The organism is Agrobacterium vitis, from assembly GCF_014926405.1.
GTDB lineage: Bacteria > Pseudomonadota > Alphaproteobacteria > Rhizobiales > Rhizobiaceae > Allorhizobium > Allorhizobium vitis_H.
In genome coordinates this window covers 1,218,932-1,236,895 of the sequence record NZ_JACXXJ020000005.1, presented here as the reverse complement: position 1 = coordinate 1,236,895, position 17,964 = coordinate 1,218,932, and the positions used below count along the sequence as shown (strand labels likewise).

The following is a 17,964-nucleotide window of genomic DNA, read 5'->3' as shown; positions in this document are numbered from 1 at the left end:
TACAAGCAAGACCAGTGGTTAATTTCCATTTACTTCGTTTCAACACGTGGCGTATTCGCCACTACCAAGTTGAAACATCGTAAACAAATCCTTATCATCAATGCAAGAACCACTCAGCCAATCAACCTGCTGATGTCGTTCCATGTAGCGAACACCATCAGCGACAGAATCATGACCATTCCCACCTTGAACGCGATTTCCTGCGCACCGGCACTCACTGGTTTTCCTCGTACTGCTTCTAGCGCATAGAGGATTAAATGGCCGCCATCAAGCACCGGAACCGGCATAAGGTTCAGTAACCCAATGGAAACCGACAAAACTGCCGCCAATTGCAGCAAAGCTACAACACCAAGTGTCGCAACCTGACCAGATGCCTGCGCTACCCTGATAGGTCCCCCCAGCTGATCGGCATTCATTCGGCCAGCAAACAGGTTTGCCAGATAATCATAAGTACCCGTCACGATATTCCAGGTCTGATCGATCCCGGCGCTAACCGATTCGATAAGCCCCAGTTTTTCCACACGAAAATTGCCGCTGGCTGCCGTCGTCATGATGCCAATCTGGCCGACTTCCATCTTATTGCCGAAACGGTCGGTGGTTTCGGTCCGGCGCGGCGTCATCGATAGGTCCATCTGGGACTCACCACGCTTGACCGTGACGACGATTGGCACAAGCGGGCGAACGCTCACATAGCGGACCACATCGTCGAAGGTCTTGACGCTGCTGCCATCGAGCGCCACCAGAATGTCTCCGGGCTGCACACCGGCTTCAGCCGCCGCACTCGCAGGCTTGACCTCTGCCACGACAGGATCGGAAACGGGTTTTCCATAAAGGCTGAATGTTACCGAGAAAATTAAAATTGCCAGCAGGAAATTTGCAATTGGCCCGGCGGCAACAGTGGCTGCCCTTTTCCACAATTTTGCACCATTCAGCGTGCGGGCGCGGTCCTCAGGGCTCAGCGCCTCAAACTCCGCGGTATCGGTCTTGCTGGACGCATCGGCATCACCGAAGAAGCGCACATAGCCCCCCAAGGGAATGGCGCTCAGTTTCCAGCGCGTGCCGTGGCGGTCATTGAAGCCAATCAGCTCCGGGCCGAACCCCAGAGAGAATGCGAGAATCCTGATACCCGACCAGCGCCCAACCAGATAATGGCCCATTTCATGCACGAAAACGATCAGCGACAGGACCAGAACGAAGGGAATGATATAACCCGTCAGGAAACCGATAACAGCCATAGGACGCCCTTCTCATATACTCGCTTTACCTATGCGCCAGATTGGCACCGCCGTAAAGCATACACATCACCACCGGCGATGGCAGAAACCGACCGACCGTCAAACGAATGTCAGTGACCGGCGAAATCGAACAACAGTCCGCCAACCGAATCGGTCACTCCGTTGTTGATCGCAGCAACAGCCATAGCAATCATAAATGCCGCGAAGCTTGCGGTCGCCAGTCCGTCGACCCTATCCATCACCCCGCCGTGGCCGGGAATCAGATGACTGGAATCCTTGGCTCCGCAGCGCCGCTTGACGAAGGATTCGAACAGGTCTCCCATTTGGCTACAAATGGACAAGACCAGCGCCAACGCAGGTATCCACCAGCCATAGACCGTGAAATAGGATGCCGTCACCGCGTACCCGCCGATGACGGCCGCCACGGTTCCACCGATGGCACCGGACCAGGTCTTGCCCGGCGATATGCGGGGCGCCAGCTTCGGGCCACCGAGCGTGCGTCCAACGAAATAGGCGAAAATATCCGTGCTCCAGACAATGACGAAGACAAAAAGCATGGCGACAAAGCCGATGGCATCGTCATCGCGAATGGCCGCCAAAGTCACAACACAAGCTCCGGCATAAAATACGCCACCGGCAAGCCACCAGGACCAGCGACGCAAAAATGTAAGAAAAACAAGCGTCAAAGTGAAGCCGGACAGCAAGGGTAGGCTCAAAGAGGTATCGCCCGCCACAACATTGCCGGCAATGACAGCAACCGAAAGCCAGCCAATGGCAAGGCCACGGATACTGACTTCGTCGAGCCGGGTCATCGTCGACCATTCCCAGAACACGGCGAGGCCGATCACAGCGGCGAGCCCCCGGAAAGGCAGGCCACCGGTCCAGGTGGCGGCGAGTACCACCGCGACCATGACGATGGAGGACAAGATACGGAGCCTGAGTTCTCTGGTCATGGCTGGCTACGATCCGGCAACAACGGCGGCGGCTGGTGCCAGACCGCCGAATCGCCGACTGCGGGAGGCATAGAGTTCCAAGGTCGCCAGAAAGCTCTCGCGGCTAAAATCGGGCCAATATTCCGGCACGAAGATCAATTCGGAATAGGCGGCCTGCCAGAGCAGGAAATTCGACAGGCGTTCCTCGCCGCTGGTGCGGATGATCAGATCCGGATCAGGTATTCCCGCCGTATCCAATCTGGCGGAAATCGCCTCCTGTGTAATGGCGCTGGCAGGTAAAAGTCCTGCCTGCACATCGCGCACCAGGGCTGAAACTGCCCTGGTCATCTCATCGCGCGCACCATAATTGAAGGCAATCACCATAGTCATGCCGGTATTGGTGCGGGTGGTCTCCTCTGCTTCGATCAGCAGCTTGAGAATATCGCTCTTCAGCGTGCTGCGCTCACCGATGATCCGTACACGTACGTTATTGGCACGAAGCTCGGCAAGGTCGCGTCGCACGAAGGTTTTAAGCAAACCGAACAGGTCTGTGATCTCGGTTTCTGGCCTGCGCCAGTTTTCCGATGAAAACGCAAACAGGGTCAGATAGCGCACGCCGACTTCGCCTGCCGTGCGAACCACTGTCTGCAAGGCTTCCATTCCCTGCCGATGGCCATAAGCGCGCGGCATGCCGCGCTGATTGGCCCAGCGTCCGTTGCCATCCATAATGATGGCAACGTGCTCGGGAACGGCGGAAATATCCAAAGTCGTCATATCAGGTCCTGCATTGGCGTCGCAGAGAAGGCAAAAGGTGCAGACTAGACCTGCATGATTTCCTTTTCCTTTTCGGCAAGCAAGCGATCGATATCGGAAATCGTGTCATCCGTCATCTTTTGCAGCTTTTCCGAAAGGCTTCGCGCATCGTCCTTGCCGATTTCGCCATCCTTTTCAGCCTTCTTCAGGCTGTCCATGCCATCGCGGCGAACATGGCGGATCGCGACTTTCGAGTTCTCGGCATAACCATGCGCCACTTTGACCAGCGACTTGCGGCGCTCTTCATTCAGTTCCGGCAGCGGAATGCGCAGGTTTTGACCGTCGACAATCGGATTGAGGCCGAGATTGGATTCCCGGATCGCCCTGTCGACCGCACCGACCATGCTCTTGTCCCAGATAGAGACGCCCAGCATGCGCGGTTCCGGCACGGTGATATTGGCCACGGTATTCAGCGCAACGCGCGAACCATAGGCTTCAACCATGACCGGGTCGAGAATATTGGCCGAGGCGCGACCGGTGCGCAACGAGGCGAGGTCGCTCTTGAATGCGTTAATCGCGCCATCCATGCGGCGCTTGATATCGTTGAGATCAATACCTGCTGTCATCTTACAGTCTCCGACAATTCTTCAGTGACGCCTTGAAAACGTGAAACGATCCGTCTGTCAATCGGTCCCGGCTGCCATTCGCCTCCGTCAATCGTCATTAACGACTGTTTTCACACCACCGCCTTGCAGGATGGCGCTGAAGCCACCTTTTTCGTGGATGGAGAAGACGATGATCGGGATCCGGTTTTCCCGCGCCAGGGCAACGGCGGTAACATCCATTACCGCAAGGCCCTTTTCGAGCACTTCAGCATGGGTAATATGGTCGAAACGGGTGGCTGTCGGGTCCTTTTTCGGGTCGGCGGAATAGATGCCATCCACCTGGGTGCCCTTGAAAATCGCCTGCGCACCCATTTCTGCAGCCCGCAATGCAGCGGCAGAATCGGTGGTGAAGAATGGATTGCCGGTGCCGCCAGCGAAGATCACCACCCTGCCTTGCGACAGGTGATGAACCGCGACGCGCTGCGAAAAACTCTCACAGATTTCCGGCATGGCAATGGCTGAAAGCACCACGGTGTCGATGTCCAGCTTGCGCAGCGAGGTTGCCAGCGCCAGCGCATTGATCACCGTCCCGAGCATGCCCATATGGTCGCCGGTTACCCGATCACCGCCCTTGGAGGCAACGGCCACGCCGCGAAAGATATTGCCGCCGCCGACCACGACGCCGACTTCGACGCCCATGGCGCGCGCCTCTGCGATATCGCCGGCGATCCGATCGGCGACCGCGACATCAATGCCGAAGCCCTGGCTGCCCATCAGGGCTTCACCGGAGGCTTTGAGGAGAACTCGTTGATAGATGGGCTTGGAGGTCATGGTCTCTCCTTGAATTGAACCTGCCGCCTGATGAAACATCCCGGCTTGATACCGGCGGATGATGAAACAGAGGCCGCAATGGTGAAAAACGTCACGAAATGTGCCGCAGCGAACAAGAAGCGCGGGCGCCAGCAATGCCGGATACACGAAGGGCACCGCGTTGTCACGCGATGCCCTGACTTTTCCCATGATTGGAATGTTTTACGGTAAAGACCGATCAGCCCTTGGCGACAGCAGCCACTTCGGCGGCGAAATCGCTCTCTTCCTTCTCAATGCCTTCACCCAGCAGCAGGCGGGCGATGCCGGTGATCTCGATTGGCGCGCCAACGTCCTTTTCGGCTTCCTTGAGGGCGGCGGCAACGGTCAGGTCAGGATTGATAACGAAAGCCTGCGACAGCAGGGCCACGTCTTCGAAGAACTTGCGCATCCGGCCTTCAACCATCTTTTCGATGATATTCTCCGGCTTGCCCGATTCGCGCGACTGCTCGATGAACACATTGCGCTCGCGCTCGGCAACGGCAGCATCCACTTCCTCGGCGCGCACAGCCAGCGGGTTGGTGGCAGCAACATGCATGGCGATCTGGCGACCGATCGTGTTGAGCGCTTCCTTGTTGCCGGTGGACTTCAGGGCAACCAGCACGCCGAGCTTGCCGAGACCGTCAGCAACAGCATTGTGGACGTAAGTGGCGACAACGCCGTCCTCAACCTTCAGCTGGGTGGCGCGGCGCAGAGCCATGTTCTCGCCAATGGTCGCAATCGCGTCCTTGATCGAGTCGGAAACCGACTTGCCGGTCGCGGCATAAGTCGCGGCATTGATGGAATCAACCGTGCCGTCGGTGGAGAGAGCGACGTTGGAGATGCCGCGAACCATATCCTGGAAGGCATCGTTGCGGGCAACGAAGTCGGTTTCGGAATTGACTTCGACGACCACGGCGGTTGTGCCAGCGCTGGCAATACCGATCAGGCCTTCGGCTGCGGTGCGACCGGACTTCTTGTCGGCCTTGGCAATGCCCTTGGCGCGCAGCCAGTCGATGGATGCTTCCATGTCGCCGCCATTTTCAGCCAGCGCCTTTTTGCAATCCATCATGCCTGCGCCGGACTTTTCGCGCAGTTCCTTCACCATTGCAGCAGTGATCTCGGTCATTGTTTGCCTCTTTGTCTGTTCAGGGGCGGGCGGCAGGACAGAAACCTGCAACCGGCGCCCGGATTGGGCACGACTTGTACCCGGAAATGTTACAGCGTGATGAAATCAGTGTCATCACACGCACGGGGAACCATAAGATGGCGCCCGGGGATAAGACCCTATTCAAAGGAGCGGGCCGCCGCACAGCCTGACGCTGACGGGCGGCCCATCAATCCTGTAGAAAAGGCTGGCCTCTAAAAAAGGCTGGCCTTTACAAAGGGCGGGTCACACCCCCCTCATCCGGTCAAGGCATCAAGCCTCGGCGGAGCCTTCCAGAGCAGGCTCGATTGGAGCTTCAACCGAAGCGCCGATATCGCGGCCAGACGAGCCCTGCTGACGGGCAATGCCGTCGATGGCAGCGCGCGAGATCAGGTCGCAGTAAAGAGCGATGGCGCGCGAAGCATCGTCATTGCCGGGGATCGGGTAATCGATCAGGTCCGGATCGCAGTTCGAGTCGATGATGGCAACGACCGGAATGCCCAGGCGCTTGGCTTCATCGATAGCGATCTTTTCCTTGTTGGTGTCAACGATCACCATCAGGTCCGGGGTGCCGCCCATGTCGCGGATACCGCCGAGAGCCTTGTCAAGCTTTTCGCGCTCGCGCTCAAGGTTCAGACGTTCCTTCTTCGTAAAGCCCTGGGCTTCCGAATTCAGGATTTCGTCGAGCTTGCGCAGGCGCTGGATCGAATTGGAAATGGTCTTCCAGTTGGTCATCATGCCGCCGAGCCAGCGGGAATTGACATAATACTGGGCCGAACGCTTGGCAGCATCGGCAATCAGGTCAGACGCCTGACGCTTGGTACCGACGAACAGAACGCGACCGCCACGGGCAACCGTGTCAGATACGACCTGCAGGGCGCGCGACAGCATCGGTACGGTCTGAGCCAGATCGATGATGTGGATGTTGTTACGGTCGCCGAAGATATACGGCTTCATCTTCGGGTTCCAGCGATGTGTCTGGTGGCCGAAGTGAACGCCAGCTTCCAGAAGCTGACGCATGCTAAAATCAGGCAATGCCATGCCTTTTTCTCCTTTTCCGGTTGAACCCCCGTGAAGCAAACAGCGTCTTTTTCAAAACGCCACCGGGCGGAACGGACCGGATGTCTCCCGGCCTATCCCAAGCTTCACGTGTGGAATGCCGGTCGCATAGAACGATTTGACGGCCAAGGCAAGACTATTGCATAATTCTTTAGACCGGAATCGGTTTAAAGAGAAAATTATGCAACACATATAGAGCCACAGCGAACCATTGTGCGCTATATATGGCGCACAATGGTTCGCTGTAGGGCCAAGAAAAAGCCTGCAATTGCTACTTTTGCGCCTTGCAGGCCGTCGGTGGCAGCAATTCCAACTTGGAAAGCTTGCCTGTCAGGACAACATCACCGTAATCCAGCGTCAGATCCCGCGTCACCCCATTGTCATAGAGGTCGAAGGACTGGGTATAGACCGGCAATTGATCGCCATCCGACTTGTCCTCATAATAGGCGATGGCGACCGGCCAATAGGTGCGGCCCGACAGGGGGTCCTTGGTATCGCCCGTCAGCTTTTTCGATGTCCCCAGCACCGTCGTGGTCAAATAGCTTTTGTCGCCGTCTTCCGTGCCATCAAACACACGAGCCTCGAAGAAGCGATTGCCCTTCCTGGCCTTATCGATCATATCGATCATATGTTGAGCCGGAAAACGAGCAGAGGCCAGTTCCAGCTCCTTTTTCTGCGGTTCCTTCAACTCGATACTAAGACCGTCTGTTTTCGCCGCAGCCGCTCCTTTGACATCCTTGTCCAGCTTGTCGTCGGTAAAACTTTTCGACTCGAAATCGAATCGTCTGGCTGCCATGTCCTCAAAAGTCCGAACCTGCTGGTCCGTCACGCTGACCTGATCGCCAGTCTCGATTTTGGTGACGAATCGGAAGCTGGTGGAATAGCCATCGCAAGCCGAGCCATTGAACTCATAGACCATCCGGCCGCTCATATTATCGACGCCGGACTGGTCTGTCGCCTTTTTCAGCTGGATATCATAGGTGGCGCGATGTGGCGCAAGATCGCCTACAGCCTGCGGATCGACCTTCACGGATGTCACCGCGGTGTTTGCCGTCAATGCCATAACAAGGGCCAAGGTCAACTGCGGCATGCATATTCTCCTGTTGCGGTCTGGCTTGATGCTATAAGAACTGAGTTGTCAAAAGCGAGGCGCTTACGCAACTTGCCTGAGTTTATCACCACGTTTCCGTTTTCATGCTAGCCGGGATTTGATCATGTCCGACACTATCGACAGCCGCCTTGCCGCCCTTGGCATTACCCTGCCCCAGGCCGCAGCACCTGCTGCCAATTATGTACCCTATGTCATCAGCGGCAACCTGCTTTATCTCTCTGGCCAATTGCCGATGGAAGCCGGCAAAATTGCCGTGAGCGGCCTGGTCGGCAGCGATGTGGACCTGGCTTCGGCCCAGCGCGCCGCAGAGCTGTGCGCCATCAATATTCTGGCTCAGGCAAAATCGGCACTGGACGGCGACCTTTCCCGCATTGCCCGTGTCATCAAGCTCAACGGCTTCGTGGCCTCAGGCCCCGGCTTTACCGATCAGCATCTGGTGATCAACGGCGCTTCCAACCTGATTGCCTCGGTGCTGGGTGAGGCGGGCAAACATGCCCGCGCTGCCGTTGGCATGGCCGCCCTGCCCCTGAATGCCGCCGTGGAAATCGATGCCATCCTGGAGATCCGCCTGTGACGGATGCAAGCTGGATCAAGGACACGCCGGTTGCCCATCGCGGCTTTCACGACCAGAACAAACTGGTCTGGGAAAACACGCTGTCGGCCGCCGCCCGCGCCATAGAGGCCGGTTTCGCCATCGAATGCGACCTGCAATATACCACGGACAGCGTACCGGTGGTGTTTCACGACGACGATATGCAGCGCCTGTGCAACATGACCGGCGACGTGCGCGCCCGTACCTCGGCGGAACTGAAAATGATGTCGATTGGCGGTACAGCCGACAAGGTGCCGACGCTTCGCCAATTGCTTGATCTGGTCAAGGGCCAGGTGCCGTTGATCATCGAGCTGAAAGGCCGGCTCGGCGACGACGAGGGCTTTGTCGAAGATGTGCTGGAGATCCTCACCGGCTACCAGGGCAAAGTCGCGCTGATGAGCTTCGACCATCATCTTTTGAAAGAGTTGAAGGCCAATGATTGCCCCTACCCGGTCGGACTGACCGCCGAGGGTGCCAAGCCGGAAAACTTCTTTGCCCATGACGAGGCCATGCAGCTCGGTCTGGATTTCATCTCCTATTGCGTCGCCCATCTGCCCAACAGCTTCATCGACGCGCAGCGGCAGAAAAACATTCCAGTGATCACCTGGACGGTGCGGGATGAAATCATGCGCGCCCACACCTATACTTATGCCGATCAAATGACGTTTGAAGGCTTTGACCCGCGCGAGACCGCGGCATCATAACCTTATAGTGGAGTGGCATGACACAAGAGGTCATCATCCGGGTCGAGCAGTCTTTCAAGGCGATCGACAGACACGCATGGAACAGGCTTTCCGGTGCCGCCAAGGCATCTGGGGGCGAAGCCTATAATCCGTTCAACAGCTGGGCCTATCTTTCGGCATTGGAAGAATCAGGCTCGGCCACAGCCAAAACCGGCTGGCTCGGCCATCATCTGCTGATGGAGGATGGTGATGGGCAATTGCTTGGTGCCATGCCCTGTTATCTCAAAAACCATAGCCGGGGCGAATATGTCTTCGACCAGGGCTGGGCCGATGCATTTGAGCGGGCCGGCGGGCAATATTATCCGAAATTGCAGGCCTCAATTCCGTTTACGCCAGCAACCGGCCCAAGGCTGATGGTTGCAGATGGCATTGAACCGGAAAGCGCCCGCGCCTCGCTGGCCGCCAGCTTTGCAGAAATATCCCGCAAGCTCGGCGTCTCCTCAGCCCATGCGACCTTTCTGCCGGAAAACGAGCTGGAGCATTTCGAGGATGCGGATTTCCTGCACCGGCTGGACCAGCAATTCCACTTCATCAACCAGGGCTACGCCGATCACGACGCCTTTCTGGAAACACTAGCGTCGCGCAAACGCAAAGCCCTGAAGAAGGAGCGGCGGGCGGCGCTGGAAAACGGTATCACCATCGATTGGCTGACAGGCAGCGACTTGACGGAAGCGGTGTGGGACCAATTTTTCACCTTCTATATGGATACCGGTAGCCGTAAATGGGGCAAGCCCTACCTGACCCGGCAATTCTACTCGCTGATTGGCGAGCGCATGGCCGAGGACATTCTGCTGGTGATGGCCAAACGCGATGGCCGCTATGTGGCGGGCGCCATCAATTTCATCGGCGAGGATACGCTGTTCGGTCGTCATTGGGGCTGTAGCGAAGATCACCCTTTCCTGCATTTCGAGGTCTGCTACCATCAGGCCATCGACTTTGCCTTGGCCAAGGGGCTGAAAAAGGTCGAAGCGGGCGCGCAGGGAGAGCATAAGCTGGCGCGTGGCTATCAGCCGGTTACCACCCATTCCGCCCATTACATCGCCCATCCGGGTCTGCGCCGAGCCATCGCCGATTATCTGGAGCGCGAACGCGAAGAGGTGGAGCACATCGGTGCCTATCTCGGCGAACATACGCCGTTTCGCAAGGGCGAGCGCCAGCCGCGCGACGGCGAGGAAATCGACGGCTGACCTTGATTGAGAGGTCAGAAGCAGAATAGACAAGACCCGGTAACGGAGACAGATAATGACCATTTCGGCCTATGATCCAGACAATATTTTCGCCAAGATCCTCAAGGGCGACATCCCCTCGATCAAGCTGTATGAGGATGACGACGCGCTGGCCTTCATGGATGTCATGCCGCAGGCGGCGGGTCATTGCCTGGTGATTCCAAAGCAGGGCTCCCGCAATCTGCTGGATGCCGATCCGGCTGTGCTGGCAAAACTCATCCCGGTCGTGCAGACATTGGCCGTTGCAGTCAAACAGGCCTTCGATGCCGACGGTGTCTATGTTGCGCAATTCAACGAGCCTGCCGCGGGCCAGACCGTGTTTCATCTGCATTTCCACGTCATTCCCCGCCATGATGGGCAACCGTTGAAGCCGCATGTGGGCGGCATGGAGAATATCGACGTGTTGAAGGCCAACGCCGCGAAAATTATCGCAGCATTATAGGACAAACAGACCTATCGCCAAAACACCGAGCGATACGACCACGCCAACGATGATCCGCTGACCGGCGAGCAGAAAGGCTGCAAAGCCGAGGCCGGTCGCAGCCAGCCGCAGCCAGAGCGGCGAATGTTCGAGTGTGCCGGTCGGAAAGACAATCAGCTTGGCCGTCACGGCCATGACCAGGGCCGTGGCAACCGCCCTCACCCAATAGAGCGGCTCGGACCCTTCCTGAAGGCGGTTTCCGGCCAGCACGCCCAGCCAGCGCCAGAGATCGGTCGCCAGCCAGCCTGCGACGATGATAACCAGATAGGGCCAGAACTCCGCCATCATAGCTCCTCCGACAGGTTTTCAACTGGACGAATATCCGAGGGCTCATGGCTTCGGCGGCGGATTTGCCGGTCGATCAGATAGGCAATCGTGCCACCACCCAGGCCTGCGATCAGGATGTCGAAACCTGGGACCGCCAGTGCCAGCAGCGGCCCGGAGACGATGCCGATCACAAAGGCGATCTTCACCACCCGCTGCTTGCCAGTCGCCCAGATCGAAGCGACGAAATAGACCGGGGTGAGGAAAAACAACAGACCGGCGACGAGCGGCGGCAGGCTGGAGACAAGGCCATAGCACACACCGACCAGAATGGTGTTGACCGCCACCAAAGTCAGGCCGAAGCCTGCGAAAAACGCCACCCGACCTTCGCGCGGCACAGTCTTCAGATTGCCCATCGCATAGACCCAAGCGGTAATGGCGACGAAATGCGACAGAAACAGCAGGAGCCAGGTCGGGGTGCGTTGGCTGCGCATTTCCGGTACCAGCGAGGCGACCATCGGCATCATCCGGATCGAGGAAAGCGATACGGCCAGAAAACAGGCCAGCAGATTGGCGCCACTCGACATCATGCCGATCAGGATCATCTTGGCAGGCAAGGCCCAGATGATCACGGTCATGAACATCGCTTCATTACGGCTGACGCCGCTTTGCAATGCGAAGGCGCTGAAGCCGACAAACGATACCATGAGAATAATCGCCGGCAGGCTGAAAAGGCCGCGCATGCCCGTGAAGAACCAGCGCAACTGGCTGCGGTCGGCAAGGAGGAGAGATGACATAAGATTTCCAGCAAAAGTCGAAGCGTTACAGCGCATTGCGTTGAAAAATCAGCGCTTCCGCTCATGACAATGCCGGGCAAACTGCCCGGCATTGATGCTGTCAAAAATTTGACCGTTCTTCCAAAAGAATTACTTCTTTTTTGGCACCTTTGGAACCGTGGTTTTCTTGGCGACCGGCTTGGTTTCCTTCAAGGCCTCGACTTCCGGCTCAGCCTTGGCGACTTTTTTTGCCTTGGAACGCGGCTTGGCGATGACCTCGCCATCGTCAGGCACCACGGCGGCAATTTCGGCTTCCTTCTTCGGCTTGACCGGCGCCACATCGGCCACGCAGTCCAGGGATAGCTGTTCGTCACCATCCTTTGTGACGGTACCGACCTTGACGATGCCGCCCTTCTTTAGCTTGCCAAACAGGATCTCATTGGCCAATGGCTTCTTGATATGCTCCTGAATGACGCGGCCAAGCGGCCGGGCGCCCATTTTCTCGTCATAGCCACGCGTCGCCAACCAGGCGACAGCGGGTTCGGACAGGTCGAACGTGATGCCACGTTCCGAAAGCTGGGCTTCCAGCTGCATGACAAACTTCTGCACGACCTTGTGGATCACTTCGCTTGGCAGCGGGGCGAACGGAATGATCGCATCCAGGCGATTGCGGAATTCCGGGGTGAACAGACGATTGATCGCCTCTTCATCCTCGCCGCTGCGCTTGGAAGAGCCAAAGCCGATCGCCGACTTGGCCATTTCCGACGCGCCCGCATTGGTGGTCATGATCAGGATTACATTGCGGAAGTCGATCTTCTTGCCGTTATGGTCGGTCAGCGAGCCATGGTCCATAACCTGCAACAGAATGTTGTAGATGTCAGGATGGGCCTTTTCGATTTCGTCCAGCAGCACGACGCAATGCGGATGCTGATCCACACCATCAGTCAGCAGGCCACCCTGATCGAAGCCTACATAGCCGGGAGGGGCACCCAGCAGACGCGACACCGTGTGACGCTCCATATATTCAGACATATCGAAGCGAAGCATTTCCACGCCAAGCGACGCAGCCAATTGCTTGGCAACCTCGGTCTTGCCGACGCCTGTCGGACCGGAGAAGACGTAGGAGCCAATCGGCTTATTGGGTTCACGCAGCCCTGCCCGGGCCAGCTTGATCGCCGTCGATAGCGCTTCGATGGCATCGTCCTGACCGTAAACGACCGAGCGCAGTTCCTTGTCGAGATTGGCAAGAACCAACTCATCGTCCTTGGACACGGTCTTGGCCGGAATCCGCGCCATCGTCGCGATGGTGACTTCGATTTCCTTCTCGGTGATCAGCTTGCGGCGACGCGAGGCAGGCAGCAGCATTTGCGCGGCACCCGTCTCATCGATCACGTCGATGGCTTTGTCCGGCAGCTTGCGGTCGCTGATATAGCGGGCCGAAAGCTCGACAGCCGTCTTGATCGCCTCGTTGGTGTAACGCAGCTTGTGATATTCCTCGAAATAAGGCTTCAGGCCCTTCATGATCTCGATGGCATCGTCGATCGACGGCTCGTTGACATCGATCTTCTGGAACCGGCGCACCAGCGCCCTATCCTTCTCGAAGAACTGCCGATATTCCTTATAGGTGGTCGAACCGATGCAACGGATCGCGCCAGACGACAAGGCAGGCTTCAACAGGTTGGAAGCATCCATCGCCCCGCCGGAGGTTGCCCCGGCCCCGATCACCGTATGAATTTCATCGATGAACAGCACGGCACCCGGATAATCTTCCAGCTCCTTGACCACCTGCTTCAAGCGTTCCTCGAAATCACCGCGATAGCGAGTACCGGCCAAAAGCGTGCCCATGTCGAGCGAAAAGATCGTCGCATCGGCCAGTGCTTCCGGTACCTTGCCTTCAACGATCCGCTTGGCAAGGCCTTCGGCAATTGCCGTCTTGCCGACGCCGGGATCGCCGACATAGAGCGGATTGTTTTTTGAGCGGCGGCACAGGACCTGAATGGTACGGTTGACCTCGTCGTGACGACCGATCAGCGGATCGATCCGGCCGGTCTTGGCCTTTTCATTGAGGTTGACGCAATAGGCCTTGAGGGCTTCCGGCTGCTTCTTGGCCGGACCTTCCTCCTGCTCACGCGGCGGCTTCTGGCTGGCTTCACTCTCTTCCTCGACACCGCGCGGTGGACGAGGTTGAGACGTGCCAGGCCGCTTGCCGATACCGTGGGAAATATAGTTGACGGCATCATAGCGGGTCATTTCCTGTTCTTGCAGGAAGTAAGCCGCATGGCTTTCACGCTCGGCAAAGATCGCCACCAGAACATTGGCACCCGTCACTTCTTCCCGACCGGAAGACTGGACATGGATGACAGCCCGCTGGATCACTCGCTGGAAGCCGGAGGTGGGTTTGGAATCCTCATCATAGCCGGTCACCAGATTGGCCAGCTCATTATCGACGTAATCGCTCACGGTCTTGCGCAGCGTATCGAGGTTCACATTGCAGGCGCCCATAACGGCGGCCGCATCGGCATCATCGATCAGTGCCATCAGCAAATGTTCAAGCGTCGCATATTCGTGGTGGCGCTCATTGGCAAAAGTCAGTGCCTGATGCAGCGCCTTTTCCAGGCTCGGAGAAAATGTTGGCACGGTCAGATCCTCATTTCTTTTCCATGACGCATTGCAGCGGATGCTCGTGCTGCCGCGCGAAGTCCATAACTTGGCTTACCTTGGTTTCGGCGACCTCATAGGTGAAGACGCCGCATTCCCCTACCCCGTGGTTGTGTACGTGCAGCATGACGAGGGTTGCCGCTTCCCTGTCTTTTTGAAAGAACCGCTCCAGAATATGGATGACGAACTCCATCGGCGTATAGTCATCATTTAGCAGCAGAACGCGATATAAATTGGGCTTCTTGGTTTTCGGCTTCGTGCGCGTGATAACCGACGTGCCCCTGTTTGGTCCGTCGTTGTTACCCTGCGCTTGCATGACGATCGGTTGCGCGATCATTTCCATCCATTCTCCCGAGTTCCGGCCGCTTCATCGCAAAAGGCGAATCCCGCCAGACCTCACAGATTCATTAAGGTAGTCCATTTCTCATCGATTTTAAGCCCATAGATACGCACTGCAAAGAGAATTGCGTGTCCGGCCTCAAAAAGGCACCCCGGACAAGTCCCGATACCGACGCAACAGGCCTAAAGATAAGTGCCTTACCCGCGTTTTCCAGACCAGCAATCGCAGCACGTTCAATTCCAGCTGAGATTACCACCAGATAATCATATTGTCTCCCCAGCAATGCCCCAGGCTGACCACAAGACTGAGAATGGACATAAGCTGCCAAACCTGGGCTGCATGGGAAGTTACAACGAAAAACGGCCGTCCCACAGGACGGCCGTTTGCAGCGACATCAATAAAAAATGATCAGGCAGCCGTCGCGGCGGACGCCGCTTTCGAAGCCTTGGCAATCGGAGCCTCATAAGGCTTATATGCCGTCTTGGCCAGATCAGCATACATTTCGGTGATCTTGGTGGCTTCCGACACGAAGGTTTCGTAGGAGGTCTTCGCATATTTCGTCTGCAACTCGAAAACGGTTTCGATGCTGCGGGCAGCGGTCAGCTGCTCCATGAAACCGGCCAGATCCTGGAAGGACTTTTTCGAGTAATCCTGGGCTTCAGCAGCGATCGACTGCATGCCCTTGGCAACCTCGGAATAATTCTTCACCATCGTATCGACGGCTTCTTTGCTCTTTTTGTTCACGTCTTCGAAATTCAACATAACAGCACTCCTTTTTCCTCTGCTGTCCCAAACCATAGGACAGATTGCTAAAATTGGTCAAGTCAATTTGTGCAGTGCGTCATCGCCAAAAAGTTGCATTTTATCAATAACAAAAAAGGGCGACCCCATACGCGGCCGCCCTTCATTATCAAATATCAATAAATGCATTCCTTATGAATGCAACCTGCGATCAAAGATCGACATCCAGAATGGCCATCGAGAAATTGTAGGACAGATCGCCGTCCTCGTCATCCTTGAAGACAACGCCGAGAAACTCTTCGCCCACATACACTTCTGCCGAGTCATCCTTGCGCGGGCGCGCCTTTACAGCCATCGTCGGGTTGAAAGTCCGCTTGAAATAAGCGTCAAGCTTCTTGATTTCGTCTGCTTTCACAAAAATCTCCATGGATTGTCTGCGCAGCACGAACCTTCGATCCGGCCATGATGCCGCAGCGCTCTCAAAATTCCAGCATGGCAGTGACTGACAAACCGCACGAACCATGCTTCGGCGGCCTGCTTGTCGCATGGGCCAAACAGCTGTGTAAAGCCGCGAATATCGATCCGCCCCTGCTTTTAAGGGATAATTGCTGGAAGCGGAATCGGTTCACTAAAAAATCATCAGACAGGTTCATCCATGACCACCAACCGAAGCGGCCACGGAGGCCATAAGGTTCGCGCGCCAAATACGGCATGTCGAAATCAACGTAACGGCGTGGGCACCCGTTCCGTCAGCCGTCCTCGGACACCACCTGGTTCATCGAGCGGGCCGGTTCGGCACAGCCTGCTTCGCCCACCACCTTGGCGGGTACGCCTGCAACCGTCTTGCCAGCCGGTACAGGCTTCAGCACAACAGAACCGGCGGCCACCCGCGAGCAGCAGCCGATCTCGATATTGCCCAGCACTTTCGCGCCCGCGCCGATCAGGACACCATTGCCAATCTTGGGATGGCGATCTGCCCCTTCCTTGCCGGTGCCGCCCAGCGTCACCCCATGCAAGATAGAAACATTATCGCCGATCCGTGCTGTCTCGCCGACCACCAGGCCTGTGGCGTGATCCAGAAATATTCCCTTGCCGATGTGAGCAGCCGGATTGATATCCGTCTGAAAAACGCTGGAGGACCGGCTTTGCAGATAGAGCGCGAAATCTCGCCTGCCTTTGTTCCAAAGCCAGTTTGCCAGCCGATGGGTCTGGATCGCGTGAAACCCTTTGAAATACAGCACGGGCTCGATAAAGCGCAGGCAGGCAGGGTCGCGGTCGTAATAGGCCTGAATATCGACGCGCAGCACGGTACCCCATTCCGGCCAATCGGTCAGCATTTCCTCGAAAGTCTGGCGCAAAAGACTGGATTGCAGGTCGGCATGGTCGAGCCGTTCACAGATCCGGTAGATCACGCTGCCTTCCAGCGAACGGTGGTTGAGCACGGTGGAATAGAGGAAGGCCGCCAGGAGCGGATCATGCTCGGCGGCACTGCGGGCCTCCTGGCGCATGCTGTCCCAGATCGGGTCCATGGGCTTGATCATCTCGCGCACAGCAAGATCGTGCATGACAGCCATTGCAATCTCCTCGTTGACGTTCATCTTCCATTATATAGATGATCTATCGATCAGACCAGATGGGGGCATGACATGAAAAAAGCGCGGACCTTTGCAAATAACGGCATAAGGGTGGCCGGACAAAATGGCATTGGCGCGCTGATTATCGACAATCCGACACGCAAGAACGCGATTACCCAGGCCATGTGGCGCGCCATTCCGCCGGCACTGGACTGGCTGATTGCCGAGGCCGGGGTTCACTGCATCGTCATGACAGGCGGCGGCCAGACGGATTTCAGCGCCGGTGCCGACATTTCCGAATTCGACGCCGTGCGCAATGACAGCCGTCAGGCGCGGATCTACGAGGCTGATAATAGCGCGGCTTTCTCGGCAATTCGGGAATCGCGGGTGCCTGTCATCGCTTCGCTTCGCGGGGTTTGCTATGGTGGAGCCTTCGGGCTTGCCGCCGCTGCCGATCTCAGGATCGCTGACGACACCGCAATCTTCGCCATACCCGCAGCCCGCCTTGGCCTGGCCTATCCCGCAGATGCCGTTGCCGACCTCAGCCGGACGCTGGGCAGCCAGATCGCCCGGCGGGCACTGTTTACCGGTCAGGCGTTCCCTGCTGCTTCTCTGTTGAGCTGCGGCTTTCTGGGCGATCTCGTAGCCCCCCAATCCCTTGATGGTGCCGCCTTTTCGCTAGCAGAAACCATCGCTGCCAATGCGCCGCTGTCTATCCACGCTGCCAAGCTGGCGCTGCGGGCAACGGAAAGCCAGGACGACAGCCTGCTGAGCGAGGCCGCTGTTCTTGGCTCAACCACGTTCGAAAGCGCCGACTACCGTGAAGGCCGCGCGGCTTTTCGCGAAAAACGCCAACCGATCTTTACCGGAGAGTGAACGTC

20 protein-coding genes are annotated in these 17,964 nt (G+C 57.1%); 5 read left to right on the top strand and 15 right to left on the bottom strand.

Annotated features, from left to right (window positions below; translation table 11 throughout):
- Positions 1-113: 113 nt before the first annotated feature.
- The 8 genes from rseP to IEI95_RS16865 form a co-directional block, all read right to left on the bottom strand.
- Positions 114-1,235, bottom strand: coding sequence for an RIP metalloprotease RseP (gene rseP, locus IEI95_RS16900; protein WP_156536130.1), 1,122 nt, complete (start codon positions 1,233-1,235; stop codon positions 114-116).
- Between the two features lie 110 nt (positions 1,236-1,345).
- Positions 1,346-2,188, bottom strand: a complete 843-nt coding sequence (locus tag IEI95_RS16895) for a phosphatidate cytidylyltransferase (protein ID WP_194416799.1) — start codon at positions 2,186-2,188, stop codon at positions 1,346-1,348.
- Between the two features lie 6 nt (positions 2,189-2,194).
- Positions 2,195-2,941 carry an isoprenyl transferase gene (locus tag IEI95_RS16890; RefSeq protein ID WP_015916228.1) on the bottom strand — a complete coding sequence of 249 codons (747 nt, stop codon included), beginning with the start codon at positions 2,939-2,941 and terminating at the stop codon, positions 2,195-2,197.
- Between the two features lie 44 nt (positions 2,942-2,985).
- Entirely contained in the window at positions 2,986-3,546 is a 561-nt protein-coding gene (frr, locus tag IEI95_RS16885) for a ribosome recycling factor (protein ID WP_015916229.1), read from the bottom strand.
- A gap of 87 nt (positions 3,547-3,633) precedes the next feature.
- Complete coding sequence (pyrH, locus tag IEI95_RS16880) at positions 3,634-4,356, bottom strand: UMP kinase (RefSeq protein ID WP_015916230.1); 723 nt, start codon at positions 4,354-4,356, stop codon at positions 3,634-3,636.
- Positions 4,357-4,573: 217 nt separating this feature from the next.
- Complete coding sequence (tsf, locus tag IEI95_RS16875; RefSeq protein WP_156553414.1) at positions 4,574-5,500, bottom strand: translation elongation factor Ts; 927 nt, start codon at positions 5,498-5,500, stop codon at positions 4,574-4,576.
- Between the two features lie 291 nt (positions 5,501-5,791).
- A complete protein-coding gene (gene rpsB / locus IEI95_RS16870; RefSeq protein WP_041696674.1) occupies positions 5,792-6,559 on the bottom strand; it encodes a 30S ribosomal protein S2 in 768 nt (255 codons plus the stop codon).
- Between the two features lie 289 nt (positions 6,560-6,848).
- On the bottom strand, positions 6,849-7,667 hold the full coding sequence (locus tag IEI95_RS16865; RefSeq protein WP_156538101.1) for a cell envelope integrity EipB family protein: 819 nt from the start codon (positions 7,665-7,667) through the stop codon (positions 6,849-6,851).
- Positions 7,668-7,791: 124 nt separating this feature from the next.
- On the opposite strand from IEI95_RS16865, the gene IEI95_RS16860 reads away from it, so the two are divergent.
- The 4 genes from IEI95_RS16860 to IEI95_RS16845 are packed head-to-tail and all read left to right on the top strand — an operon-like array spanning position 7,792 to position 10,691.
- Entirely contained in the window at positions 7,792-8,262 is a 471-nt protein-coding gene (locus tag IEI95_RS16860; protein ID WP_071205225.1) for a RidA family protein, read from the top strand.
- Positions 8,259-8,984 (top strand): glycerophosphodiester phosphodiesterase, encoded by a 726-nt coding sequence (locus IEI95_RS16855; RefSeq protein WP_194416798.1) that lies wholly within the window; start codon positions 8,259-8,261, stop codon positions 8,982-8,984. Before IEI95_RS16860 ends, IEI95_RS16855 begins: the two co-directional genes overlap by 4 nt.
- A 17-nt stretch (positions 8,985-9,001) precedes the next feature.
- Positions 9,002-10,210 (top strand): GNAT family N-acetyltransferase, encoded by a 1,209-nt coding sequence (locus IEI95_RS16850; protein WP_156536127.1) that lies wholly within the window; start codon positions 9,002-9,004, stop codon positions 10,208-10,210.
- Between the two features lie 55 nt (positions 10,211-10,265).
- A complete protein-coding gene (locus IEI95_RS16845; protein ID WP_156536126.1) occupies positions 10,266-10,691 on the top strand; it encodes an HIT family protein in 426 nt (141 codons plus the stop codon).
- Here IEI95_RS16845 and IEI95_RS16840 read toward each other — a convergent pair.
- The 7 genes from IEI95_RS16840 to cysE form a co-directional block, all read right to left on the bottom strand.
- Positions 10,686-11,018: a branched-chain amino acid transport AzlD family protein gene (locus tag IEI95_RS16840; RefSeq protein WP_087728371.1), complete on the bottom strand. Its 333-nt coding sequence runs from the start codon at positions 11,016-11,018 to the stop codon at positions 10,686-10,688. The genes IEI95_RS16845 and IEI95_RS16840 overlap by 6 nt on opposite strands.
- The gene (locus IEI95_RS16835) at positions 11,015-11,791 is read right to left on the bottom strand and encodes an AzlC family ABC transporter permease (RefSeq protein WP_071205220.1); all 777 of its coding nucleotides are present in this window, start codon (positions 11,789-11,791) and stop codon (positions 11,015-11,017) included. The genes IEI95_RS16840 and IEI95_RS16835 overlap by 4 nt, the downstream gene beginning before the upstream one ends.
- Positions 11,792-11,920: 129 nt before the next feature.
- A complete protein-coding gene (gene clpA / locus IEI95_RS16830) occupies positions 11,921-14,407 on the bottom strand; it encodes an ATP-dependent Clp protease ATP-binding subunit ClpA (RefSeq protein WP_070164904.1) in 2,487 nt (828 codons plus the stop codon).
- A gap of 10 nt (positions 14,408-14,417) precedes the next feature.
- On the bottom strand, positions 14,418-14,765 hold the full coding sequence (clpS, locus tag IEI95_RS16825; RefSeq protein WP_041698048.1) for an ATP-dependent Clp protease adapter ClpS: 348 nt from the start codon (positions 14,763-14,765) through the stop codon (positions 14,418-14,420).
- Between the two features lie 411 nt (positions 14,766-15,176).
- Complete coding sequence (locus IEI95_RS16820; protein ID WP_156536124.1) at positions 15,177-15,530, bottom strand: phasin family protein; 354 nt, start codon at positions 15,528-15,530, stop codon at positions 15,177-15,179.
- Positions 15,531-15,720: 190 nt separating this feature from the next.
- The gene (locus IEI95_RS16815) at positions 15,721-15,924 is read right to left on the bottom strand and encodes a DUF3126 family protein (RefSeq protein ID WP_041698049.1); all 204 of its coding nucleotides are present in this window, start codon (positions 15,922-15,924) and stop codon (positions 15,721-15,723) included.
- Positions 15,925-16,258: 334 nt separating this feature from the next.
- Positions 16,259-17,083: a serine O-acetyltransferase gene (gene cysE / locus IEI95_RS16810; RefSeq protein WP_070164906.1), complete on the bottom strand. Its 825-nt coding sequence runs from the start codon at positions 17,081-17,083 to the stop codon at positions 16,259-16,261.
- A 72-nt stretch (positions 17,084-17,155) separates the two neighbouring features.
- On the opposite strand from cysE, the gene IEI95_RS16805 reads away from it, so the two are divergent.
- Entirely contained in the window at positions 17,156-17,959 is an 804-nt protein-coding gene (locus IEI95_RS16805; protein ID WP_156536122.1) for an enoyl-CoA hydratase-related protein, read from the top strand.
- Positions 17,960-17,964: the final 5 nt, after the last annotated feature.

Excerpts from the sequence above, each read along its gene's own strand:
- rseP (WP_156536130.1), bottom strand. The coding sequence starts at position 1,235 with ATGGCTGTTATCGGTTTCCTGACGGGTTATATCATTCCCTTCGTTCTG.
- IEI95_RS16895 (WP_194416799.1), bottom strand. The coding sequence starts at position 2,188 with ATGACCAGAGAACTCAGGCTCCGTATCTTGTCCTCCATCGTCATGGTC.
- IEI95_RS16890 (WP_015916228.1), bottom strand. The coding sequence starts at position 2,941 with ATGACGACTTTGGATATTTCCGCCGTTCCCGAGCACGTTGCCATCATT.
- frr (WP_015916229.1), bottom strand. The coding sequence starts at position 3,546 with ATGACAGCAGGTATTGATCTCAACGATATCAAGCGCCGCATGGATGGC.
- pyrH (WP_015916230.1), bottom strand. The coding sequence starts at position 4,356 with ATGACCTCCAAGCCCATCTATCAACGAGTTCTCCTCAAAGCCTCCGGT.
- tsf (WP_156553414.1), bottom strand. The coding sequence starts at position 5,500 with ATGACCGAGATCACTGCTGCAATGGTGAAGGAACTGCGCGAAAAGTCC.
- rpsB (WP_041696674.1), bottom strand. The coding sequence starts at position 6,559 with ATGGCATTGCCTGATTTTAGCATGCGTCAGCTTCTGGAAGCTGGCGTT.
- IEI95_RS16865 (WP_156538101.1), bottom strand. The coding sequence starts at position 7,667 with ATGCCGCAGTTGACCTTGGCCCTTGTTATGGCATTGACGGCAAACACC.
- IEI95_RS16860 (WP_071205225.1), top strand. The coding sequence starts at position 7,792 with ATGTCCGACACTATCGACAGCCGCCTTGCCGCCCTTGGCATTACCCTG.
- IEI95_RS16850 (WP_156536127.1), top strand. The coding sequence starts at position 9,002 with ATGACACAAGAGGTCATCATCCGGGTCGAGCAGTCTTTCAAGGCGATC.
- IEI95_RS16845 (WP_156536126.1), top strand. The coding sequence starts at position 10,266 with ATGACCATTTCGGCCTATGATCCAGACAATATTTTCGCCAAGATCCTC.
- IEI95_RS16840 (WP_087728371.1), bottom strand. The coding sequence starts at position 11,018 with ATGATGGCGGAGTTCTGGCCCTATCTGGTTATCATCGTCGCAGGCTGG.
- IEI95_RS16835 (WP_071205220.1), bottom strand. The coding sequence starts at position 11,791 with ATGTCATCTCTCCTCCTTGCCGACCGCAGCCAGTTGCGCTGGTTCTTC.
- clpS (WP_041698048.1), bottom strand. The coding sequence starts at position 14,765 with ATGATCGCGCAACCGATCGTCATGCAAGCGCAGGGTAACAACGACGGA.
- IEI95_RS16820 (WP_156536124.1), bottom strand. The coding sequence starts at position 15,530 with ATGTTGAATTTCGAAGACGTGAACAAAAAGAGCAAAGAAGCCGTCGAT.
- cysE (WP_070164906.1), bottom strand. The coding sequence starts at position 17,083 with ATGGCTGTCATGCACGATCTTGCTGTGCGCGAGATGATCAAGCCCATG.
- IEI95_RS16805 (WP_156536122.1), top strand. The coding sequence starts at position 17,156 with ATGAAAAAAGCGCGGACCTTTGCAAATAACGGCATAAGGGTGGCCGGA.